This window comes from Sphingopyxis sp. OPL5 (genome assembly GCF_003797775.2).
GTDB lineage: Bacteria > Pseudomonadota > Alphaproteobacteria > Sphingomonadales > Sphingomonadaceae > Sphingopyxis.
The window spans coordinates 837,326-859,446 of record NZ_CP060725.1 but is presented as its reverse complement, the minus strand read 5'-3'; the positions used below and the strand labels follow the sequence as shown (position 1 = coordinate 859,446).

General features: G+C 65.3%; 17 protein-coding genes. 11 read left to right on the top strand and 6 right to left on the bottom strand.

What is annotated here, in order from left to right; genetic code table 11:
- Positions 1–11: 11 nt before the first annotated feature.
- Complete coding sequence (locus EEB18_RS04190) at positions 12–1,178, bottom strand: iron-containing alcohol dehydrogenase (protein WP_222943143.1); 1,167 nt, start codon at positions 1,176–1,178, stop codon at positions 12–14.
- Between the two features lie 159 nt (positions 1,179–1,337).
- Here EEB18_RS04190 and kduI point away from each other — a divergent pair, with 159 nt between their 5' ends.
- The 4 genes from kduI to EEB18_RS04170 are packed head-to-tail and all read left to right on the top strand — an operon-like array spanning position 1,338 to position 5,491.
- Positions 1,338–2,180, top strand: a complete 843-nt coding sequence (kduI, locus tag EEB18_RS04185; RefSeq protein WP_187139353.1) for a 5-dehydro-4-deoxy-D-glucuronate isomerase — start codon at positions 1,338–1,340, stop codon at positions 2,178–2,180.
- Positions 2,180–2,935, top strand: a complete 756-nt coding sequence (gene kduD / locus EEB18_RS04180) for a 2-dehydro-3-deoxy-D-gluconate 5-dehydrogenase KduD (RefSeq protein WP_187139354.1) — start codon at positions 2,180–2,182, stop codon at positions 2,933–2,935. The genes kduI and kduD overlap by 1 nt, the downstream gene beginning before the upstream one ends.
- 41 nt (positions 2,936–2,976) lie before the next feature.
- Positions 2,977–3,990 (top strand): sugar kinase, encoded by a 1,014-nt coding sequence (locus EEB18_RS04175; RefSeq protein ID WP_187139355.1) that lies wholly within the window; start codon positions 2,977–2,979, stop codon positions 3,988–3,990.
- Positions 3,977–5,491, top strand: coding sequence for a carboxylesterase/lipase family protein (locus tag EEB18_RS04170; RefSeq protein ID WP_187139356.1), 1,515 nt, complete (start codon positions 3,977–3,979; stop codon positions 5,489–5,491). Before EEB18_RS04175 ends, EEB18_RS04170 begins: the two co-directional genes overlap by 14 nt.
- 94 nt (positions 5,492–5,585) lie before the next feature.
- Here the strand turns inward: EEB18_RS04170 and EEB18_RS04165 are convergent, their stop codons facing one another.
- From EEB18_RS04165 to EEB18_RS04155, 3 genes are read right to left on the bottom strand one after another with little or no spacing between them, the layout of a single operon-like run.
- Positions 5,586–6,566 (bottom strand): alpha/beta hydrolase, encoded by a 981-nt coding sequence (locus EEB18_RS04165; protein ID WP_187139357.1) that lies wholly within the window; start codon positions 6,564–6,566, stop codon positions 5,586–5,588.
- 2 nt (positions 6,567–6,568) lie between these two features.
- Positions 6,569–6,967 carry a cupin domain-containing protein gene (locus tag EEB18_RS04160; RefSeq protein ID WP_187139358.1) on the bottom strand — a complete coding sequence of 133 codons (399 nt, stop codon included), beginning with the start codon at positions 6,965–6,967 and terminating at the stop codon, positions 6,569–6,571.
- Complete coding sequence (locus EEB18_RS04155; RefSeq protein ID WP_187139359.1) at positions 6,964–8,346, bottom strand: polysaccharide lyase family 1 protein; 1,383 nt, start codon at positions 8,344–8,346, stop codon at positions 6,964–6,966. Before EEB18_RS04155 ends, EEB18_RS04160 begins: the two co-directional genes overlap by 4 nt.
- Positions 8,347–8,605: 259 nt before the next feature.
- On the opposite strand from EEB18_RS04155, the gene EEB18_RS04150 reads away from it, so the two are divergent.
- The 3 genes from EEB18_RS04150 (at position 8,606) to EEB18_RS04140 (ending at position 14,328) form a co-directional block, all read left to right on the top strand.
- Positions 8,606–11,473 (top strand): TonB-dependent receptor, encoded by a 2,868-nt coding sequence (locus EEB18_RS04150; RefSeq protein ID WP_187139360.1) that lies wholly within the window; start codon positions 8,606–8,608, stop codon positions 11,471–11,473.
- A 76-nt stretch (positions 11,474–11,549) separates the two neighbouring features.
- Complete coding sequence (locus tag EEB18_RS04145; RefSeq protein ID WP_187139361.1) at positions 11,550–13,163, top strand: family 43 glycosylhydrolase; 1,614 nt, start codon at positions 11,550–11,552, stop codon at positions 13,161–13,163.
- A 703-nt stretch (positions 13,164–13,866) separates the two neighbouring features.
- Positions 13,867–14,328 carry a hypothetical protein gene (locus EEB18_RS04140; RefSeq protein WP_187139362.1) on the top strand — a complete coding sequence of 154 codons (462 nt, stop codon included), beginning with the start codon at positions 13,867–13,869 and terminating at the stop codon, positions 14,326–14,328.
- Between the two features lie 196 nt (positions 14,329–14,524).
- Here EEB18_RS04140 and EEB18_RS04135 read toward each other — a convergent pair whose 3' ends face one another.
- On the bottom strand, positions 14,525–16,045 hold the full coding sequence (locus EEB18_RS04135) for a UxaA family hydrolase (protein ID WP_187139363.1): 1,521 nt from the start codon (positions 16,043–16,045) through the stop codon (positions 14,525–14,527).
- 4 nt (positions 16,046–16,049) lie between these two features.
- Positions 16,050–17,099 carry a LacI family DNA-binding transcriptional regulator gene (locus EEB18_RS04130; protein ID WP_187139364.1) on the bottom strand — a complete coding sequence of 350 codons (1,050 nt, stop codon included), beginning with the start codon at positions 17,097–17,099 and terminating at the stop codon, positions 16,050–16,052.
- Positions 17,100–17,245: 146 nt separating this feature from the next.
- Here EEB18_RS04130 and EEB18_RS04125 point away from each other — a divergent pair, with 146 nt between their 5' ends.
- The 4 genes from EEB18_RS04125 to EEB18_RS04110 are packed head-to-tail and all read left to right on the top strand — an operon-like array spanning position 17,246 to position 22,110.
- Positions 17,246–18,040: a 2-keto-4-pentenoate hydratase gene (locus EEB18_RS04125; RefSeq protein WP_316248985.1), complete on the top strand. Its 795-nt coding sequence runs from the start codon at positions 17,246–17,248 to the stop codon at positions 18,038–18,040.
- 25 nt (positions 18,041–18,065) lie between these two features.
- A complete protein-coding gene (locus EEB18_RS04120; RefSeq protein WP_056349337.1) occupies positions 18,066–19,382 on the top strand; it encodes an MFS transporter in 1,317 nt (438 codons plus the stop codon).
- A complete protein-coding gene (gene uxaC / locus EEB18_RS04115) occupies positions 19,379–20,791 on the top strand; it encodes a glucuronate isomerase (RefSeq protein WP_187139365.1) in 1,413 nt (470 codons plus the stop codon). Before EEB18_RS04120 ends, uxaC begins: the two co-directional genes overlap by 4 nt.
- Positions 20,788–22,110: a mannitol dehydrogenase family protein gene (locus EEB18_RS04110; protein WP_262408113.1), complete on the top strand. Its 1,323-nt coding sequence runs from the start codon at positions 20,788–20,790 to the stop codon at positions 22,108–22,110. The genes uxaC and EEB18_RS04110 overlap by 4 nt, the downstream gene beginning before the upstream one ends.
- Positions 22,111–22,121 lie beyond the last annotated feature (11 nt).

Sequence of the window (22,121 nt, the reverse complement as noted above, 5' to 3'; positions counted from 1 at the left end):
TTGCGCCGCTGCTACCCCGCCCAGACCTGCGCATAGAGCATCGCCATTTCATCGGCATCGGGCACGCGCGGGTTGTTCGCGGGCGATCCCGACGCGGCCGCCTGCGCGCACATCGTCGGGACCAGCGCGTCCCAGCGCGCGGCGTCGATGCCCCATGCCGCCGGACCGGGCACCTCGAGCTCGCGGTTCAGCGCGGCGAGTTCGTCGAGCAATCGCGCGACCGCTGACTGGTCGCCCTCGGCTTCGTCGGCGACGCCCATCGCCCGCGCGCAGTCGGCGTAGCGATGCAGCGCCGCGGGCGCCGACCAGGCGGTGACCGCGGGGAGCAGCATCGCGTTCGACAGCCCGTGCGGGACATGGAAATGCGCGCCGATCGGGCGGCTCATCCCGTGGACCAGCGCGACCGAGCTGTTCGAGAAGGCGATGCCCGCCTGCGTCGCGCCGAGCATCATCGCCTCGCGCGCCGCCGCGTCGGTGGGGTCGGCCCAGACGCGGCGCAAATTCGGCGCCAGCGCGCGCATCGCGAGCAGCGCCATGCCGTCGCTGAACGGGTTGGCGCGCTTTGACACATAGGCCTCGATCGCATGGACGAGCGAGTCGATGCCGGTGTCGGCGGTCAGCCTTTTGGGCTTGGTGAAAGTCAGCTCATAATCGACGAGCGCGGCGACCGGCAGGTAAGCGAGGCCGGGGCACAGCATCTTCTCGTCGGTCGCCTCCTCGGTGATGATCGTGAAGCGCGTCGCCTCCGACCCCGTGCCCGCGGTGGTCGGGATCGCGATGACCGGCAGGCCAGGTTCGTCCTGAATGTGGGGCGCTTTATAGTCGGCCATCGCGCCGCCGTGCTTCGCGAGCAGGGCGATCGCCTTGGCGCTGTCGAGCGGGCTGCCGCCGCCGAAACCGACGACGCAGTCATGGTCGCCTTCGCGCAGGAAGGCCAAGCCCGCCTCGATCGAGGCGATGGTCGGGTCGGGCACGGTGTCGGCGAAGACACGCGCCGCGATGCCTGCGGCGACCAGTCCGCCCTGCAATTCGGCGACGCGGCCGCTGCTTTGCAGGAAGGCGTCGGTGACGATCAGCGGATGCGCGAGGCCCAGCGCCGTCAACACCTCGGGCAATTGCTTCGACGCGCCGCCGCCGATGCGCAGAATGCGGGGCAGGGCGATGCTGGCGATGCTCAACTCATTGTCTCCTCGTCGAACGCGGCGTCACCCTAGCTTCATCGCAGCGCGGAGGAAATCGCCGACTGCTCCGGCCGTCCGCGATGTCGATCTTGACACCGGTTACCTTGCAGCGTAGCAAGACGGCCAATCACCAACATCAATCGCGAGGATGCCCCGATGTTTTCGAAGACCTATTATGCAACCCATCCGGTCATGATGGAGGAGGTGTCGAATGCGGAGCTTCGCGATCGCTATCTGATCCAGGATCTGTTCCGCACCGGCGAGTGCGTGCTCAACTACACCCATGCCGACCGCTTCGTGATCGGCGGGGTTGCCGTGGGCGCGGCTCCGGTCAAGCTGCCGGCGCAGAGCGAGCCACCGTCGGCGGCGGGTCACCCGTTCCTCGAACGCCGCGAACTCGCGATCGTCAACGTCTCGGCGGTCGAGGGCATTGTCACCGTTGATGGCGAAAGCTTCACGCTCGGCAACAAGGATTGCCTCTATGTGACGATGGGTGCGACCGACGTCGAGTTCGCGGGCGAGGGCGCGCGTTACTATCTGGCATCGTGCCCGGCGCATAAGGCCTTTACCACGCGCAAGCTGGGTATCGCCGATGCGAACAAGCTCGACCGCGGCAGCCTCGCCGAGTCGAACGAACGGTCGATCTACCAGCTCGTCATTCCGGGCGTCTGCGACAGCGCGCAGCTCGTCATGGGTCTGACCGTGCTCAACGAGGGCAGCGTCTGGAACACCATGCCGCCGCACATCCACGAGCGCCGCAGCGAGATCTATTTCTATTTCGAACTCGACAATGTCGACACCGACCGCGTGATGCACTTCATGGGCGAAGGCGAGGCGACCCGCCACATCGTGATGCAGAATGAGGAAGCGGTGATCTCGCCGCCCTGGTCGATCCATATGGGCGCGGGCACCAAATCCTATGCCTTCATCTGGGCGATGGCGGGCGAGAACCAGGACTATACCGACATGAACGTCCTCGACATCTGCCAGCTGTCGTAATGGTGGGTCTCTTCGATCTTTCGGGCAAGGTGGCGCTGGTGACCGGCGCCAATACCGGCATCGGGCAGGGGATCGCGCTCGCGCTCGCCGAGGCGGGGGCGGACATCGCCGCCGCGGGCCGCTCGCCCGCGACCGAGACGGTCGACGAGGTGCGGGCGCTTGGCCGGAAGGCGGAAAATTTCGCCGCCGACCTGTCGAGCGTTGCGGCGGTGCAGCCGCTCGTCGACGCGGTGCTCGGTGAGTTCGGGCGGATCGACATCCTCGTCAACAATGCCGGGATCATCCGCCGCGCCGACGCGGTCGATTTCACCGAGGAAGATTGGGACGCGGTGATGGACACCAATCTCAAGACCTTGTTCTTCCTTTGCCAGTCGGTCGGGCGCCACATGATCGGGCGCGGGTCGGGCAAGATCATCAACATCGCCTCGATGCTGACCTTTCAGGGCGGCATTCGGGTGCCGAGCTACACCGCGTCGAAATCGGGGGTAGGCGGCCTCACCAAGCTGCTCGCCAATGAATGGGCGGCGAAGGGCATTCAGGTCAATGCGATCGCGCCGGGCTATATCGCGACGAACAACACCGCGGCGCTGCAGGGCGACGAGACGCGCAACCGCCAGATCATGGAGCGTATCCCGGCGGGCCGCTGGGGTGATCCCAAGGATATCGGCGGGGCGGCGGTCTTTCTGGCCTCAAGCGCGTCGGATTATGTGCAGGGCCATATCCTCGCGGTCGACGGCGGCTGGCTCGCGCGCTAGCATCGCGCATAGAACCGCAACAGGCGGCGAACGGAGTGGGGATGGCAGAGGGTAGACTCGTCTTTTTCGGCGAATTGCTGATCCGCCTGACCGCGCCGGGTAATGAGCTGCTGATGCAGTCCCCCGCGTTGTCGCTCCATGTCGGCGGCGCCGAGGCGAATGTCGCGATCGGCCTGTCGCATCTCGGCCATGATTGCGCGATGGTGAGCAAAATTCCTTCGAACGCTCTGGGTCGCGGAGCGGTGGCGGCGGTGCGCGGCGCAGGCGTCGATTGCACCGCCGTCACGCCATCGCCCGGGCGGATGGGGCTCTATTTCCTCAGCGTCGGGGCGGGACTGCGGGCGTCGGAGATCGTCTATGATCGCGCCGGATCGAGCTTCGCCGCGAGCGGAGCCAATGATTATGACTGGGACGCGTCGCTGGCCGGCGCAGGGCTGCTCCACCTGTCGGGCATCACCCCCGCGCTCGGCCCGCGCTCGGCCGAGGCCGCGCTGGCGGCGGCGCGCGCCGCCAAGCGGCAGAGCGTGCCAATCAGCTTCGACGGCAATTACCGCGCGATGCTGTGGGAGGCGTGGGACAGCGATCCGCGCGCCATCCTGTCCGAACTCATCGGGCTGACCGACATCTTGTTCGGAAACCACCGCGACCTGTCGCTCGTGCTCGGGCGCGATTTTTCGGGCGAGGGCGCGGACCGGCGGCGCGAAGCGGCGGACGCGGGCTTTGCCGCCTTCCCCGACCTCAAGCTGATCGCCTCGACCGCGCGACATACGGTGTCGGCCGATCATCACCGCATCGCGGCGCGGGTCGATCTGCGCGACAGCGCGCATCAGACCGACGAGATCGACGTCACCGGCATCGTCGACCGGATTGGCGCGGGCGATGCCTTTGCCGCCGGGGTGCTCCACGCGCATCTCGGCGGCGGTGATGCCAAAGCAATGGCCGACAGCGGCCTCGCGCTTACCTGCCTCAAACATAGCTTGCCCGGCGATGCGAGCCGCTTTAGCCAAGCGGATATCGACGCATTTCACGGGGGAGGGCTCGATGTCCGGCGCTGAGCCGTTTGGTCGTCGTTTGCTGCTGGGCGGAGCGGCAGGATTGGTCTTGCTGTCTTGTGCCGCGCCTTCATGGGCACAGCCGCCCAATGCGACCGTATCCGCAGCCGACGGCACCTATCGCAGCAAGCCGCGCAGCGAGAATGCGCCGCTGTGGGCGACCGCCTATCCCGGCATTCGTTACGCGCGCGCCGAACGGTTCCGCGCCCCGGTGCCGGTGACCACCGCCGAACAGCCCTTTGCCGATCAGGGGCAATATGGTCCCGCCTGCCCGCAGGCCGGCGACCGCTACCAGCCGCAATCCGAGGACTGCCTGTTCCTCAACGTCTGGACGCCGACGGCTGCAGCCAAAAAACCGCGCGCCGTGATGGTCTATTTCCACGGCGGCGCCTATTCGTCCGGCAGCGTGACCGACCCGCTCAACGACGGCGCGACGCTCGCGGCACAGGGCGACGTCGTGGTGGTGACGGTCAACCACCGGCTGAACGCGCTCGGTTACCTCTATCTGCCCGATCATTTTCCCGACAGCGGCAACGCCGGACAGCTCGACCTGATCCTCGCGCTCAAATGGGTGCGGCGCAATATCGCGGCCTTTGGCGGCAATCCCGCCAATGTCACCGTCTTCGGCCAGTCGGGCGGCGGCGCCAAGATCGCGACCCTGATGGCGATGCCCGAGGCGGCGGGGCTGTTCCACAAGGCGATCACGATGAGCGGGCAGCAGGTGACCGCCTCGGGGCCGCTCAACGCCAGCAAGCGCGCGGCGGCGTTCCTCGACAAATTGGGGCAGGGTATCGATCCCGCGACCGCGCCGGTGGAGCAGTTGGTCGCGGCGTTGTCGGCGACTGACCCGATCATCGGCGGCGGGGTCTATATGGGGCCGGTGCTCGACATGAAGCATCTGACGCGCCATCCTTTTTGGCCCGATCCGGCACCGCAGTCGCTGGGCATCCCGATGATGCTCGGCAATACGGTGATGGAGACGCGGGCCTTTTTCGCCGCCGACGGCAAGCAGCTTTCGGGGCTGAGCTTCGACAATCTCGCGGCGCGCATCGGTCCCGAAATGCGCGTCGACATCGATCCGGTCTGGGTCGTCGCGCAGTTCCGCGCGCGTTATCCGGGCGCGCAGCCGCTCGAACTCTTCCACCGCATCGTCACCGCGGCGCGCAGCTGGCGCGGGCAGGTCGAGGAGGCCGAGGCGCGCGCGCGCGCCGGCGCGCCGGCCTTCGTCTATCAGCTCGATTATATGGAGGCGAAGCACGCCGACGACATCGCGCTCGTCTTCGGCACCGGACCCGACCAGTCGACGTGCAAACATCAGGTGAGCGCGGCGATGATGACCGCCTTTACGCGCTTCGCGAAAACGGGCAATCCGGGCTGGGCGGCCTATGACCTCAAGAAACGCCGCACGATGATCTTCGACGCCGGTCCCCGCGTCGAGGACAATCCGCGCGCATGGGAACGCGAGCTGTTCGCGCGAGTGCCGTACATCCAACCCGGTTCGTAATCATCCGTCATTGCGAGGAGCCGAAGGCGACGCGGCAATCCAGAGTCGCGTAGGCTGTCCTGGATTGCTTCGCTCCGCTCGCAATGACGAAGATTTAGACAATCCTCCGTGCCGCGAGCCAGTTCCACAGCAGTTCGGGCCACGCAGCAACGGGCAGCCCCGCAGTCTTCATCAACCCGAAGCCATGGCCACCCTTGGCGAAATAATGGGCTTCGCAGGGAACGCCGACCGCGCGCGCGGCACCTTGGAGGCGCAGGCTGTTCTCGACCTTCACGACATTATCGTCCTCGGCATGAAGGAGAAACAGCGACGGCATGTCGGCGCGGACCTGCCGCTCGGGCGAGTAGAGCGCCGCGCGCGTCGCGTCGGGGGCGGGGCCGAGCAATTTTTCTCGGCTGACGGCGTGGGCAATCGCGGGATCCATCGACACCACCGGGTAAAAGGCGGCGAGGGTGTCGGGGCGCGCCGACAGCGCGTCGGCGGCATCGACGGGCGCATAGACCTTGGCATCGAAACGCGTCAGCAGGCTGGTCGCGACATGGCCACCCGCCGAAAAGCCGCCGAAGGCGACGCGCGCCGGGTCGATGCCGTCGGCCTTCGCCCGGCTGCGCACCAGCCGCACCGCGCGCTGCGCATCGGCGAGTGGGACGTTCGAGCGGTCGGCCCAGCCGTCGCCGGGCAGGCGGTAGAAGAGGACATAGACGGTGACCCCGCGATCGCGGAGCCAGCGCGCCAGCTCATAACCTTCCTTGTCGACCACGACGTAGCGATAGCCGCCGCCGGGGGCGAGAATCACCGCCGCGCCATTGGGCTTTTCGGGGCGGAAGATGTCGAGGCGCGGGCGGGTGATGCCCTGCAGCATTCGGTCGCTGGCGTTCGGGTCGTCGCTGCGCTGGACCACGCTTTCGACCAGGCCCGCCGGCACCGCCAGATGGCCCTCGGGCCACAGCGCGATACTGTCGTCGGGCGCGAGGCCGGCCGGGCGCGTCCAGGCGCTCTTCGCGCTGGCGTTTCCCGTGGCGATCAGCGGCAGCGTCAGCCCGGCGGCGAGCAGGAGGCGGCGACCGAACCGCATCGCTATTCGGCCGCCTTGTTGGGATAGGCGATGATCAGCACCAGCGGTTCCTTGCCGGTCTGGCGGATGCCGACCTTCGCGCCCTTGTAAAGCCAGGCGGCGGTGCCAGCCTTGATGCCCCTCTCCTCGCCGTCCGAATGGACGATGCCGGTACCCGACAGGACATAATAGATTTCGTCATGGTCGATCGGATGGACACCGATCGCGGCGCCGACGTGCAGCGCGCGCTTGCGGAATTCGAAGCTGCGCGGCGCGGGGACGGCATCGCTGATCCGGTACGCCGTCGACATCCCGATCGCGCCGTGCGGCGGCGCTTCCTCGCGTAGCGTCGCGGCCTCGTCGATCACGACCATCGCGGGCGCCGCGCCGCCGGCGAGGAGCAGGGCGAGCAGCGCGCTCATTTCACGCCGCCGCGCGAGTCGAGGTCGCGCGCCGACAGATGCTCCTGCGGCATCGGCGCGGTCTGTGCGGGATAGAAGAGGCCCCAGCGCGGTTCCATCGTCGCCAGGTCCCAGTCGCCCTCGACGAAGGGCGCTCGGATCGCTTCCTTGACCTTGGGATAGCCGCTGACCTCCTTCTCGTCGTCGATTACCTCGCCACGGCCCTCGGCGACGAAGAACAGCACGCGGATTTCCTCGGCATCGCGCGCCCAGGGACGCGCCCCCGCCGTCGCGAGCAGCGAGGTTTCGACGTCGCGGACCGGCAGGATCCTGTATCCCGCGATCGGCGCGAGCGGCGCCTTGGCGCGGATCAGTTGCGCGCGCGTTTCGCCATAGCGGCCAACCTCGGGTAGCGGCTCGCCATGGCGGTCGACCGCCAGATTGTCCTTGCCGTAAAATTCGAGGTCGCCGTCGCCGCCGAGCATCAGGAAGGGCAGGTTCGGATCGGTGTCGTTGCCGCCGCGCATGACGTTGGCGATCGCGGTGATCTGGCCCGTCACATAGGGATGGCCGACCCATTCGAGGTTCATCAGATTATAGTGCACCGCGCGATGCTGCGGATTGTAGATCAGGTTGTTGATCATCAGCGCCTGCGCGCCGCCCTTGATCAGCGGATTGCGCTCGACATTATGCGCCCAGACATTGCGGTAAAAGACGATGCCGGTGGCGTTGTCGTGGATCAGCGACCCCTTGCTGTGCTCGCCCTTGGGGTGGCTCGCGTCGGCGAGGCCTTCGGCGGCGAGATTGTTCGAGAAGGTGATATTGTGGCTGGTGCCCTGGCGCCATTCGTCGACCGTCTTGCCTGTGAAGCGCGGCCCGGAGGCCGACATATTCTCGTCGATCGCCCACAGGAAGGTGCAATGGTCGACGATCACATTGGCGGCGGCGACGGTCGAAAAGGCGTCGGCCTCCCACCCGCTGCGCTTCGGTTGGCCGTCGACCCCGGTATAGACGCGCAGGTGACGAAAGATCACGTCGTGCGTCTTCACGTCGATGCCGGTGCGAATCAGCGTGATGCCGGGACCCGGCGCGGTCTGGCCGGCGATGGTGAGGAAGGGGTGCTTCACCTCGATCGTCGTGCGCCCCATGTCGATCACGCCGCCAACCTCGAACACGACAATGCGCGGTCCGGGGGTCTCGATCGCCGCCTTCAGCGAGCCGGGGCCGTCGGGCGCGAGCGTCGTCACGCGCAGGATCTGGCCACCGCGCCCGCCGGCCGTCTGCGCCGCCGGACCCACCGCGCCGGGAAAGGCGAGGGGGGACGAATCGGCCGCGGTTGCGGGGTGTGCGACGATGGTCGGCGTCAGCAAAAGCGCTGCCAGCCAGAGCTTTTTCAGCATCCTGCCTCTCCTTCTCATTGGGGTATTGACACAGTGGTCACATTCCTTCAATCTTCCTGACACCGGTTACCCCAACCGGTCAACGAGAAAATATTGTCGGGGAGAGGCCAATGGATGGCCCGTCGCGAAATCGCGACGGCATTGCGCTACTCTCTTAAATTTCTGGACAAAGGATCGGGGCGATCGACTTTGTCGCGTAAAGTAACCGGTGTCATTCATGCCTGAAGCGCTGGATGGACTGGTAAAAGGGAGGAACATGATGGCTATTCACGCAATGCAGGGCGTCCGCAATTTGAGCAGGTTGGCATGCGGCGTTTCGCTTGCCGTGCTGGCGGTGTCGCCGGCCTCTGCGCAGGATACCGCGGCGGACGCCGCCGCGCCCGCCGACGAGGTCGCCCCCGAAGACGAAATCGTCGTCACCGGTTTTCGGGCCTCGCTGGAGGCCGCGCTCAACGTCAAGCGCGACTCGGTCGGTGCGGTCGACGCGATCGTCGCCGAGGACATCGCCAAATTCCCCGACCAGAATCTCGCCGAATCGCTGCAGCGCATTCCCGGCATCTCGATCCAGCGTGACGGCGGCGAGGGCCGGGCGATCACCGTTCGCGGGCTCGGTGCGCAATTTACCCGCGTTCGCGTGAACGGGCTGGAGACCATCGCGACCTCGACCGACGGCGCGTCGTCGAACCGTGATCGTTCGTTCGACTTCAACGTCTTCGCGTCCGAGCTGTTCAGCAGCATCGTCGTTCACAAGACCGCCGAAGCCTCGCTCGACGAAGGCTCGCTCGGCGCGGTGGTCGACCTCAACACCGGCAATCCGCTGGGGGGAAAATCCGGGCTGCGCGGTGCGCTGTCGATCGTCGGTTCCTATAACGACCTGTCGAACAATGTCGGGCCGCGCGTCGCCGGGCTGCTGAGCTGGCGCAACGATGCCGGCACCTTCGGCGTGGCGGTGTCCGGTGCCTATTCGAAGAGCGATACGCTGGAGCTTGGCAACAACTCGGTCCGCTGGGCGCAGGCACGGTTCGACTCGGTGGATGGAACCAACTGCTGGACCACCGCGAACAGCGGCGGCACCTATGTTCCCAGCGCCGGATGCACAAAGGCCGCCCTGTCCTTTCACCCCCGTATCCCGCGCTATGGCGAGATCGAACATCGCCGTGAACGATTGGGGCTGACGGCTTCGGTCCAGTTCGAACCGAGCGATTCGACGAAATTCTCGATCGATGGCCTCTATTCGCGCTTCAAGGAAAGCCGTGAAGAGAAATGGGGTGAGGTGCTGCTGCGGTCGAACGAGCGTTCGATCAACGTGGTCAACCCGGTTTACGATGCCGACAACAATATGATTTCGGCGACGCTGAACGATGTGTACGTCCGCACCGAACATTATCTGCGCAAATCGGATACCGAATTCTATCAGCTTGGCGGAACCTGGGACCAGGATATTTCCGACAGCCTTCGTTTCACCCTGCTCGGCGGCTTTTCGAAATCGAACGCCGACATTCCGGTCGAAACGACGGTCGTGTTCGATGACCGTGATGCCCAGAATTATTTCTACGATTACAGTGATATGAAGAGTCCGGTGCTGACTTTCGGCACCAGCGTCACCGATCCGGCGAACTTCCAGCTCGCCGAAATCCGCGATCGTCCGTCGAACGTCACCAACCGGTTCAAGACGGTCCAGCTGCGCACCGAATGGGATGTCGCCGACGGATTCCAGGTCAAGGCGGGCGGCATGTGGCGCCGGTTCAATTTCGACACCATGGCCTTCACTCGCGACACCGCGGTGTGCGGAAATGGCGGTACCAGCCTCGTGACGAGCACGTCGGGGACGATCACCTGTACGCCGACCAGCCTCTTCGGCCCGAACGCCGTTTATGGCTTCCCGGCCACGGCGGCCCTGTCGGAGCTGTTCACGCTCGGCCAGGCGGGACAACCGGCGGGCACGACGACGCAGTGGCTGATTCCGGCTTTCCCGGCCGCGACCGATTTCACCCGGCTCTACAGTCGCAACCCCGCGATCGATGCGGCAAACACCCGTTCGGTGCAGGAAACCACATCGGGCGGCTATCTTCAGTTCGATGCCAAGGGTGAACTTCTCGGGCTCGAATATGCGGCCAATGCCGGCATCCGTTATGTCCGGACGGCGCAGATCTCGTCGGCGGCCAATGGCGTGAGCGTCAAGCGCAGCTATGACGACTGGCTGCCGTCGGTCAACGTCGCGCTCTACCCTTCGCAGGATGTCGTCGTGCGCGGCGCGATCGGAAAGGTGATGACGCGGCCCAGCTTCGGCAATCTCAACCCCAGCGGAACCTTCGATGGCTTCAACTATCGTGCGACATACGGGAATCCCTATCTCAACCCCTATCGCGCGACCAATTTCGATGCCGCGATCGAATGGTATTTCGCGCCGCAGGCGCTGCTGTCGGTCGCCGGCTTCGTGAAAAAGATCGAAAGCTTCCCGGTGTCCGGCACCTATCAGGCGACGCTGGCGCAACTCGGTGTCGACCGGAGCGTGCTGCTGCCGAGCTCGCCCGCCTATATCGCGAACGATCCCAGCCAGCTGTACACCGTTTCGGCGCAGGTCAATGGCACCGGCGCGACGCTGAAGGGCGTCGAGCTGGCGGCTCAGATACCGTTCAGCGCGTTCGTCGATCAGGGTGTATTCAGCCACTTCGGCGTGCTCGCCAATGCCACCTTCATCAGCTCGACCGCCGATTACACGGTCCAGGGTCCCGCGATCACCGACTGCGTGCTGCCCAACTGCACCTTCGGCCCGCTGGTCAGTGCCACCCGCACCTCGACCCTGTTCGGCGTGTCGAAGCGCGCTTACAACGCCACGCTCTATTATGACGACGGGGCCTTCAGCGCGCGCGCATCGGCAAGCTATCGCAGCCGCTATGTCGATTCGAACAGCGGCACCGGCAATGTCTTCGAAGGTTATGGCGCGACATGGAATGTCGATGCGTCGATCCGTTACAAGCTGACCGAGTGGGTCGAACTGTCGGTCGAGGGGACCAATCTGCTCGACACCTATCGCTATCGCTTCACCGATTTCGATGCCGACCGCAGTTACGAGAACAACCATTTCGGCCGCACCATCCTGTTCGGTGCGCGTTTCAAGATGTGATGATCGCGAGCTAGTCCCCGGAAAGGCCCGGTCTTCGCTTGCGGGGGCCGGGCCTTTGTTTTTCGAGGAACGCATTATGACCGATCGCCGCGAGATGCTGAAACTGGCCGGAACCGGGCTGCTAGCGACCGGCTTGTCGGGATTGGCCGCCCCCGCCGCGCTGGCGCAGGCGGCGCCCGCGCCGGGCGGCGTCGCGCCGCCCTGGGCCAGGGGCTTCGACGGCCAGCGCAAGGCCGACCTCGGCGACGGACGCTTCCTCAACCCGATCATGGCGGGCGACCATCCCGATCCGTCGATCCTGAAGGACGGCGCCGATTATTACATGACCTTCTCGACCTTCGACAGCTATCCGGGGCTGGTCATCTGGCATTCGCGCGATCTGGTGAACTGGCGGCCGATCGGTCCGGCCTTGCACAAGAATATCGGGTCGGTGTGGGCGCCCGAATTGTGCAAGCATGACGGCCGCTATTATCTCTACATCCCCACCAAGGGCCCGAACACCAGCTGGGTGATCTGGGCCGACCGGATCGAGGGGCCGTGGAGCGAACCGGTCGACTTGGGGCTGCCCCATCATATCGACCCGGGCCATGCGGTGGGCGAGGACGGATCACGCTGGCTGTTCCTGTCGGGCGGCGACCGGGTGCGGTTGTCGGACGACGGCCTGTCGCGGATCGGCGATCCCGAGCATGTCTATGACCCCTGGCGCTATCCGTCGGACTGGGTGGTCGAGGGTTTCGCGCCCGAGGGACCGAAGATCACTAGGCACGGCGACTATTATTACATGGTCACCGCAGTCGGCGGCACCGCCGGCCCGCCGACCGGGCATATGGTGATCGCGGCGCGCTCGAGGTCGATCCATGGCCCGTGGGAAAATTGCCCGGCGAACCCGCTCGTCCATACCAAGACGGCGGGCGAAAAATGGTGGTCGCGCGGTCATGCGACGCTGGTCGAAGGCCCTGCGGGTGACTGGTGGAGCGTCTATCACGGGTTCGAGAACGGCTATTGGACGCTGGGGCGGCAGGCGCTGCTCGACCCGATCGAGTGGACCGACGACGGCTGGTTTCGCATGACGGGCGGCGATTTGTCGCAGCCGATCGCCAAGCCCGAGGGCGGGGCCGTCGCGGGATCGCATGGCATGGCTCTGTCCGACGATTTCAAGACGCTGGCGCTCGGCGCCAAATGGAATTTCTTCAAGCCCGCCCCCGACGAGCGCGACCGCGCGCGGGTCGAGAATGGCGCGCTGCTACTCGCGGCGCGCGGCAAGGCGCCGTCGGATTCGTCGCCGCTGCTGCTGATTGCGGGCGATCAGGCGTACAGGTTCGAATGCGATATCGAGATCGCGCCGGGCGGGGTCGCCGGGCTGATCCTCTTTTATGACGAAAAGCTCTATTGCGGGCTCGGCTTCGACGGAGAGAAGTTCGTCACCCACCAATATGGCATCGAACGCGGTCGCCCGGCCAACCCGCATGGTCGCAGCATGCGGATGCGGGTGACCAACGACCGCCATATCGTCACCTATGACACCAGCGGCGACGGCGGAAAGACCTGGCATCGCTTCGATCGCGGTATGGAGGTGTCGGGCTACCACCATAATGTGCGCGGCGGTTTCCTGATGTTGCGGCCGGGACTGTATTCGGCGGGGGCAGGCGAGGCACGCTTCCGCAATTTCACCTTCGAGGCGCTGGCGTAGTGATATTGTTTCGCGCAAAGACGCGAAGACACGAAGAAGGCACGCGCTAAGGTTCGGCGTTCGCCTTTTCCACAAGCGATGAAACCCGCGTGCCGAACGTCGGCATGGGGCTGGTTAGCGGTCATAACAGCGCGGCCCAGCGATAGGCTTGGCTGAGATCATCCGATCCACGGTTATTTCGGATTTCCAGAAATCCACACCTGGGACGGGACCTAGCGGTATCGTCTCTTCCCTGCCGATAAAACTGACTAGAAACGCATATAGGGGATAGCATCGCCGCTGTTCGTCATAGTCATCATAGTCTGGACCCCGAGAAACCTCCTCTGGATTATACAGAAGAATGGATGTTTGATCCAACTTCGGTCGCTTAGCCGGCGCTGAGGTCTCACCCTCAACGAAGGTCGAAGCCTCAAACTCATATATCCAAACGCCTTCATATTTCCGCTGATTTTCGCTCTGCGCAAAGGATGGAGCCGCGCACGCTCCCAAGCTGAAAAGCGTAAGCAAGCTAAGAGGCGCAAGTGAAGTAAGAAGCCTAAAACCCATATGTGACGATAACCCGATTCAGAATGACCGCAATCGGTCGTTTGCTGCCATTTTTGGCCGGGTTCGAACCGGGTGACCGGAATGGGGTGGGAAGCGGGCCGGCAGCCTCCGGTTAAATACTGTAGAGAAGCAGTCTTTTCTCCGCTACCCATCGAGAATGTTCACTTCGATTGTGGCAGCGGCAGCGTTGCAGTTCCAACCCTTGCTCTCTTTTCGGCGTTCTCCCTCATTTGACCAGCCGATTTCCGTCGAGATTGGCCTTTTGAAAACCGAGGGCCGAGCAGCCTATTGGTTCAAGAAAACGGCAATTGAAGGCGACAAAACCTCTGTCTGGTGGACGGACACAGAACGCTGTCCCGCCGCACGCTCAGCGCTACGCAAAATTCGTAACTTGCAGATGCCACGCGTGAACGTGCCATTCCTCGACGACAACGAAATTAGGGCCACTGCCGACGGAGTGATTTATGAGTTGTGGGGTAATGCAAATTATCGCAGCGGCAGCGCCTATGAATTTAAATTAGCGTCCAACACCGGGACCCCACTCGCAGACTGGGTCGATGAAAGCCTCGAAACGCTATCACCTGGCTGGTCGAAGGAAGAGCCCTACAATCACATATAGCGGCTGCTTTGAAGGGTTCGCGCGCGCGTTAAGATGGCCCTCTTTTGGTCGATACCGGCCATCCCCCATCGGCCTTCACAATAGGCCAAAATCGCTAGCGAAAAGCCCGCTTGCGGCGGCAACAGGCTTTGCAATCTCACACGCCATCTTCGTGTCTTCGCGTCTTTGCGCAAAACTTTTCCTGCGCGGCGAACCCTTAAAGCGTGACGCCCGATTTCCAGATCGCGATGTCGCGTTCCTCATTCGCCTCTGCGCGCGTCGGTGCGCCCGAGGCGGTCGCGGCGATCAGGTCGAGCAGGGCATCCGACGCCGCGTCGAAACCATCCATCAGCACCCGCCCGGCGTCGAAGTCGATCCACCCCGCCTTGCGCCGCGCCAGCGAATTGTTCGAGGCGATCTTGAGGGTCGGGGCGGGGAAGCCGAGCGGGGTGCCGCGCCCGGTGGTGAACAGGATCATCGTCGCGCCCGCGGCGGTGAGCGCGGTCGACGACACCGCGTCATTGCCGGGTGCTTCGAGCAGGGTCAGCCCGGGCAGGACCGCTTCGCCGCCATAAAGCCGGACATCGACAAGCGGCACCTGGCCGCCCTTCTGCACCGCGCCGAGCGACTTTTCCTCGAGCGTGGTGATGCCGCCGGCGATATTGCCGGGGGAGGGGTTTTCGCTCACCGGTTCGCCGTGGCGGATGAAATATTGCTTGAAATCGCGGACCAGCTCGGCGGTGCGGTCGAACACCTCGCGCGACACGGCGCGGTCCATCAGCATCTGTTCGGCACCGAAAATTTCGGGGATTTCGGTTAGGATGACCTTGCCGCCCGCGTCGGCGACGGCATCGGCCATGCGCCCGACGAGCGGGTTGGCGGTGAGCCCCGACAGCCCGTCCGACCCGCCGCATTTGACCCCGAGGGTGAGAGCGGAGAGCGGGACCTCGCTGCGCCGGGTCGCGGCGGCGATGTCCACAAGGTCGTCGACGAGCGCCAGTGCGGCGGCGAGGTCGTCCTCGACCGCCTGCGCCGACAGGGTGCGAAGGGACGCGCGGCGTTCGGGCGGGATCGTGTCGATCAGCACGCCGAGCTGGTTGCTCTCGCACCCCAAGCCGACGATCAGCACCCCGCCGGCGTTCGGATGCTGCGCCAGCGCCGCGAGCAGGCCGCGCGTGTGCCCCAGATCGTCGCCGAGCTGTGAACAGCCGAACGGATGCTTGAAGGCGTGGACGCCGTCGATACGCCCGGCGTGGCGCGCGCCCGCGATCCTTGCGACCCGCGCCGCGAGATTGCCGACGCAGCCCACCGTCGGCAGGATCCAGATTTCGTTGCGCGTGCCGACACGTCCGTCGGCGCGGCGGTAACCGGCAAAGCTGCGGATCGCGACCGGCGGGGCAGGGGGCGCGGCACCGCGCGGCGCATAATGATAATCGTCGCCGCCGCCGAGCGCGGTCGCCAGATTGTGGCTGTGGACATGCGCGCCCGCCGCGATGTCGGCCGTCGCGACGCCAATCGGAAAGCCATATTTGATCACCGCATCGCCGCGCGCGATCGGGGCGAGGGCGAATTTATGCCCGCGCGGGATGGCGTCGATCAGGGTGATCGTCGCCATATCCACCGTTATGCGATCATCCGCCGCCGTATCGGCCAGACAGGTCGCGACGGTGTCGCCGGGATCGATCCGCAGCGCGGTTACCGGTGTCAACGTCGTCGGAGGATCGGATATATTCGCCATCGCCTCAGCCTTTCGGCGCGGCGACCGACTGGCGTTCGACGAAGGTCGACGCCATGACATTGGGTTCGTCGGACGATTTGGCGCCGATATCGAGGAAGTCGGGGACCAATGTCCGCGCCGCGCGCACCCCCATTTCGCGGATCGGCCAGCGCACGGTGCTCAGCGCGGGCCAGATATGCGTCGCGGTCGGGCTGTCGTCGAAGCCGATGATCGACAGGTCGGCGGGCACCGCGATGCCCTTGCTGTGCGCCACGCTCATGACCCCGGCCGCCATCTCGTCGTTCGAGCAGAAGATCGCGGTCGGCGGCGCGGTCAGCGACAGCAAGGCCTCGCCCGCCTCGATGCCCGCAGTGTAGCGATAATTGCCCGGTGCCGACAGTTCGGCGGGGAGCGTCAGTCCGGCCGCGGCCAGCGCCTCGTGAAAGCCTTTTTCGCGTTCGGCGGCCGACCGGAAACCGACCGGGCCGCGCACGAAGCCGATGCGGCGATGGCCGAGTTCGACAAGCTTGCCGACCGCCTCGGCAACGACTTCGCGGTCGTTCGACGACACGCAATGTTTCGCGTCGTCGAGTTGCGCCGATCCAACGCGGACGTAGCGCACGCCCAGATCCTCGCAGAGCGCGGCGAGTTCGTCATTCTCCGAAATCGGCGGCAGCAGCATCGCGCCGATCGGGCGCTGCTTTTCGAGGAACACGCGCACATCGTCGAGCATCCGGTCGGACCCGCGGTCGACCGGGCGGACGAGCAGCGCGAGGTCGCTGTCCTTGATCGCATCGAGCACGCCCTGCTGGAAATTGAGGACCGTCTGCGCGTTCGGATTGTCGTGGAGCAGCGCGATCAGGAAGTTGCGGCGAAAGGCCAGCGCGCGCGCCTGCGGGTTGGGCACGAAACCGAGCATCTTGATCGCCTGTTCGACCGCCTGGCGCGTCTTGTCGGTAATGAATTCGGACCGGTTGATGACCCGGCTGACGGTCTTTTTCGAGACGCCGGCAAGTGCTGCGACGTCGTTGATCGTCGGTTGCTTGCCGCTTTTTTCCCGCGTGCGTGGCGCCATGGAGGTTTCACTTTTCCTGTGCGGACCCGGTTGGTCCGGCCCGCTGTTTCCTACTGCGCGCCCGCTGTCACAAAATCAACCGCGCTGATGGCTATTCGCTTGCTTTTGACACCGGTGTCTCTTACAGGAATTTTCGGATGAGGGAAATGACAAAGATGCTGGCAACGAGCGAACAACAAGCCATAGCCAAGGCGTTTCTGGCCGCACGGGCCGCAAAGACACCGCTTACCGACTATCCCGGCGCCATGCCGCAGGGCCTGGCCGAGGCCTATGCGATCCAGGATTCGGCGATCGCCTTCGACGGCCGTCCGATCGGCGGCTGGAAGGTCGGGCGGATAGCCGACGAACTGGTCGCGCGTTTCGGAGGCCACCGCATCGCGGGGCCGATCTTTACCAATGAGATCGTCGATGCCGCCGACGGGGCGGTCCCCGCCATGCCGGTCTACGGCGGGGGGTTCGCGGCGGCCGAGGCCGAGGTGCTGCTGCGCTTCGGCGACGTGGGTACGCGCGAGTACGACATCGCCTCGGTCCGCGACGCGATCGACGAAGTGCGCACGGGGATCGAGATCGCGAGTTCGCCGTTTCCCGATATCAACAAACATGGCCCCGCGGTCACGGCGTCGGACTATGGCAATAATAAGGGGCTGGTCATCGGCCCGCGCATCGCCGGATGGCAGGATGCCGATCTGATCGCGATGCCGGTCGAATTCCGCATCGATGGCGAACGGATCGGTGCGGCGACGATGGAAACGATGCTCGACGGCCCGTTCGGGTCGGCGCTGTTCCTGATCCGCGCGCTGCGCGCCCGCGGTATCGCCATCCCGCCCGGCACCTGGGTGTCGGCGGGGGCGATCACCGGGGTGCATGAAATTCGCCCCGGCCAGGACGCCGAGGCGCTGTTCGACGGAAAAATCCGCGTCAGCTGTAAAATCACAGGCTAACAAGAGCCGATAACGGGAGAGAGTCATGGCACAGGCAATCGCGGACGGAGGTACGGCGTCGCCGGTGCCCCGGGCCGGACGGTACCGCTGGCTGATCATCGCGCTGCTTTTTGCCGCGACGACGGTCAATTATATCGACCGGACGATGCTGGGGCTTCTCGCCCCCGTGCTCGGCGACGATCTCGGCTGGTCCGAGAATGATTATGGCAACATCGTCACCGCCTTCCAGGCGGCTTATGCGATGGGCTTCCTATTGATGGGCTGGCTGATCGACCGTTTCGGGCCGAAGGTCGGCTATGCGATCGCGATTTCGATCTGGACGATCGGCCATGTCGCGCATGGCTTCGCCTCGTCGGTCGTCTCCTTCATGATGGCGCGGGTCATCCTCGGCGTCGGCGAGGCCGGGCATTTCCCCTCGGTCGTGCGGGCATCGAGCGAATGGTTTCCGCAGAAGGAGCGCGCCTATGCCATCGGCTGGGTCAACAGCGCGACGACGATCGGGGTCATCCTGACCGCCCCGACCATCTGGCTGTTCATGGTCTGGATGGGTTTCGACTGGCGCCAGACCTTCATCTACACCGGTATTTTCGGCGCGATCCTGCTCGTCCTGTGGCTCTGGCTGTACAGCAATCCGCGCGAGAGCGGCAAGGTCAGCGAAGCCGAACTTGCGTGGATCGAGCATGACCCGCCCGAGAAGATCGAACGCCTCGGCTGGAGCAAGATCGTCACCAAGCGCGAAGCCTGGGCCTTTGCGGTCGGCAAATTCCTGACCGACCCGGTGTGGTTCCTGATGCTGTTCTGGCTGCCCAAATATTTCAGCACGACCTACAATGTCGACCTGAAGGTCGTCCTGCTGCCGATGATCATCATGTATCTGCTGTCCGACGTCGGCAGCATCGTCGGAGGCTGGACCTCGTCGAAGCTGATTCAGCAGGGACATAGCGTCAATTTCGCGCGCAAGGTCACGATGCTGGGCGCGGGATTCTGCGTCCTGCCGCTGCTGTTCGTCACCGGCCTCGAAAATATGTGGCTCGCCGTGGTGCTGATCGGCATCGCGCTCGCCGGGCATCAGGCCTTCTCGTCGACGATCCTGTCGATCCCCCCCGACATGTTCCCGAAACGCGCGGTGGGGTCGGTGATCGGGCTCGGCGGGTTCATGGGCGGCGTCGGCGGCATGATCATGGCCAAATCGACCGGCCTCGTCCTCGACGCGACCGGCGGCAACTACACGCTCATCTTCGCCGCGTGCACCACCGTCTATTTCCTCGCGGTGCTGGCGATCCACCTGCTCAGCCCCAAGCTTGCGCCGGTGACCGTAGAAAGCGATGCTGCCCCCGCATGACCCGTCCGCTCGCCCTGAACCCCGATCGCCTGTTCCCGTCGGACCCGGGGCAGCGCGATATCGCGCGGCGGCTCTATGCTGAGGTCGCGGGGCTGCCGATCATCAGCCCGCACGGACACACCGACCCCAGCTGGTTCGCGGACAACGCGCCGTTCGGCAACGCCGCAGAGCTGCTGCTGCATCCCGATCATTATGTGTTTCGCATGCTCTATTCGCAGGGCGTGTCGCTCGACGCGCTCGGCATTCGCAACCCCGCTGCCGATCCGCGCGAAAGCTGGCGGCTGTTCGCCGAGCGCTATCATCTGTTCCGCGGCACCCCGTCGCGGATGTGGATGGACTGGGTGTTCGCCGAGGCGTTCGGCATCGAAGTGCAGTTCGAGGCGGCCACGTCGGACCTCTATTACGACCGGATCACCGAGGCGCTGGCGACCGGGGCCTTCCGCCCGCGCGCGTTGTTCGACCGCTTCGGCATCGAGGTGATCGCGACCACCGAAAACCCGCTCGACACGCTCGAGCATCATGGCGTGATCCGCGCCGCGAACGACAGCGGCGAATGGGCGGGGCGGGTGATCACCGCCTATCGCCCCGACCCGGTGGTCGACCCCGACTTCGAAGGTTTCTACGCGAACCTCGCGCGCTTCTCCGACCTGACCGGCGAGGACGCGTACAGCTATGCGGGCTATATCGCCGCGCACCGCAAGCGCCGGGCCTTTTTCGCCGGCATGGGCGCGACCTCGACCGACCATGGCCATCCGACCGCGGCGACCGCCGACCTGACGCGTACCGAGTCCGAGGCGCTGTTCGCGCGCGTCACCCGCGGCGAGGTGAGCGCCGCCGACGCCGAGCTGTTCCGCGCCCATATGCTGACGGTGATGGCGGGGATGAGCCTCGACGACGGGCTGGTGATGCAGATCCACCCCGGCGCCTTCCGCAACCACAATGTCTGGCTGTTCGACCATTATGGGCGCGACAAGGGCGCCGATATTCCGATGAGCACCGATTATGTCCATGCGCTGCGCCCGTTGCTCGGCAAATATGGCAATGAGGCGGCGCTGACGATCATCCTCTTCACCCTCGACGAGACGAGCTACGCGCGCGAACTCGCGCCGCTGGCGGGCCATTATCCGGCGCTCAAGCTCGGTCCCGCCTGGTGGTTCCACGACAGTCCCGAGGGGATGCGTCGGTTCCGGAATCAGGTCACCGAGACCGCGGGTTTCTACAACACGGTCGGCTTCAACGACGACACCCGCGCCTTTCTCTCGATCCCGGCGCGCCACGACGTCGCGCGGCGTATCGACTGCGGTTTCCTGGCGCAACTCGTCGCCGAGCACCGGATGGAAGAATGGGAGGCCGCCGAACTCGCGACCGACCTCAGCTACAATCTCGCCAAGGCCGCGTACAAGCTGTGAGGCTTTCGGCGCAAACGCCGCTCCCGGCGTCGGTGCGGGTGCCGGGTTACGACCGCGCCGCGCAGGCCCCGGGGATCGTCCATATCGGTATCGGCGCCTTTCACCGTGCGCATCAGGCGCTCTACACCGACGACGCGATGGGTGCGGGCGACCGCGACTGGGGCATTGTCGGCGTGTCGCTGCGCTCGGGCGATGTCGCGGCGCAGCTCAATCCGCAGGGCGGGCTTTATTCGGTCGCGACGCGCAGCGCGGCGGGCAGCGAACTGCGACTGATCGGTGCGGTGCAGAAGGTGCTCGTCGCGGCCGAAGACGGCCAGGCGGTGATCGCCGCGATCGCCGCGCCGACGACGCATATCGTTAGCTTCACCGTCACCGAGAAGGGCTATTTGCGTGGCGCCGATGGGGCGCTCGATCTCGCCGCGGCGATGGGCGTATCGAGCCTCTACCGCTTCGTCGCCGCCGGAATGGTCCAGCGCAAGGCGGCCGGACTGCCCGGCCTGACCCTGCTCAGCTGCGACAATCTGGCGAACAACGGCGCGGTGCTGCGACGGCTGATGCGCGAGTATCTGATAGCCTATCATTCCGACCTGGCCGCCTGGTTCGATGCGACGTGCCGCTGCCCCGCGACGATGATCGACCGCATCGTCCCCGCGACAACCGACGCCGACCGCGCCACGATCGCAGCCGAACTCGGGGTGCGCGACGAGGGCGCGGTGGTCACCGAGGGTTTCAGCCAGTGGGTGATCGAGGATGATTTCGCCGGCCCGCGCCCGCGCTGGGAGGCGGTCGGGGCGCAGCTTGTCGCCGATGTCGCGCCCTATGAAACCGCGAAGCTGCGCCTGCTCAACGGCGCGCATTCGGCGCTTGCCTATATCGGCCTCGGGCGCGGCCACGCCTATGTGCATCAGGCGATCGCCGATCGCGCGATCCGGCCGGTCATCGAAAGCCTGATGCGCGACGAGGCGGCGCCGACGATCGACGCCGCGCCGGGGCAGGATTTGTCCGTCTATGCCGATGCGCTGCTCGACCGCTTCGCCAACCCCGCGCTCGACCACCGGCTGATCCAGATCGCGATGGACGGCAGCCAGAAGATCCCGCAGCGCTGGCTCGAAACGCTCGCCTGGCACCAGCGGCGCGGCGCGCGCTGTCCGTCGCTTCTCGCGGCGATCGATGCGTGGATCGCCTTTTTGCGCGGTGGTGCTTTCCCGATCGACGACCCGCTCGCCGATCGGCTGCGCGAAGCCGTGGCAGGTCCCGATGCGATGACGGCGTTGTTCGGAGCGGACGGGGTCCTGCCCTCGGAATGGCGGCCCGAATAAGCGCTTGGGTT

Excerpts from the sequence above, each read along its gene's own strand:
- EEB18_RS04125 (WP_316248985.1), top strand. The coding sequence starts at position 17,246 with ATGACAAAGATGCTGGCAACGAGCGAACAACAAGCCATAGCCAAGGCG.
- EEB18_RS04120 (WP_056349337.1), top strand. The coding sequence starts at position 18,066 with ATGGCACAGGCAATCGCGGACGGAGGTACGGCGTCGCCGGTGCCCCGG.
- EEB18_RS04145 (WP_187139361.1), top strand. The coding sequence starts at position 11,550 with ATGACCGATCGCCGCGAGATGCTGAAACTGGCCGGAACCGGGCTGCTA.
- kduD (WP_187139354.1), top strand. The coding sequence starts at position 2,180 with ATGGTGGGTCTCTTCGATCTTTCGGGCAAGGTGGCGCTGGTGACCGGC.
- EEB18_RS04135 (WP_187139363.1), bottom strand. The coding sequence starts at position 16,045 with ATGGCGAATATATCCGATCCTCCGACGACGTTGACACCGGTAACCGCG.
- kduI (WP_187139353.1), top strand. The coding sequence starts at position 1,338 with ATGTTTTCGAAGACCTATTATGCAACCCATCCGGTCATGATGGAGGAG.
- EEB18_RS04140 (WP_187139362.1), top strand. The coding sequence starts at position 13,867 with ATGTTCACTTCGATTGTGGCAGCGGCAGCGTTGCAGTTCCAACCCTTG.
- EEB18_RS04130 (WP_187139364.1), bottom strand. The coding sequence starts at position 17,099 with ATGGCGCCACGCACGCGGGAAAAAAGCGGCAAGCAACCGACGATCAAC.
- uxaC (WP_187139365.1), top strand. The coding sequence starts at position 19,379 with ATGACCCGTCCGCTCGCCCTGAACCCCGATCGCCTGTTCCCGTCGGAC.
- EEB18_RS04160 (WP_187139358.1), bottom strand. The coding sequence starts at position 6,967 with ATGAGCGCGCTGCTCGCCCTGCTCCTCGCCGGCGGCGCGGCGCCCGCG.
- EEB18_RS04150 (WP_187139360.1), top strand. The coding sequence starts at position 8,606 with ATGGCTATTCACGCAATGCAGGGCGTCCGCAATTTGAGCAGGTTGGCA.
- EEB18_RS04165 (WP_187139357.1), bottom strand. The coding sequence starts at position 6,566 with ATGCGGTTCGGTCGCCGCCTCCTGCTCGCCGCCGGGCTGACGCTGCCG.
- EEB18_RS04170 (WP_187139356.1), top strand. The coding sequence starts at position 3,977 with ATGTCCGGCGCTGAGCCGTTTGGTCGTCGTTTGCTGCTGGGCGGAGCG.
- EEB18_RS04175 (WP_187139355.1), top strand. The coding sequence starts at position 2,977 with ATGGCAGAGGGTAGACTCGTCTTTTTCGGCGAATTGCTGATCCGCCTG.
- EEB18_RS04155 (WP_187139359.1), bottom strand. The coding sequence starts at position 8,346 with ATGCTGAAAAAGCTCTGGCTGGCAGCGCTTTTGCTGACGCCGACCATC.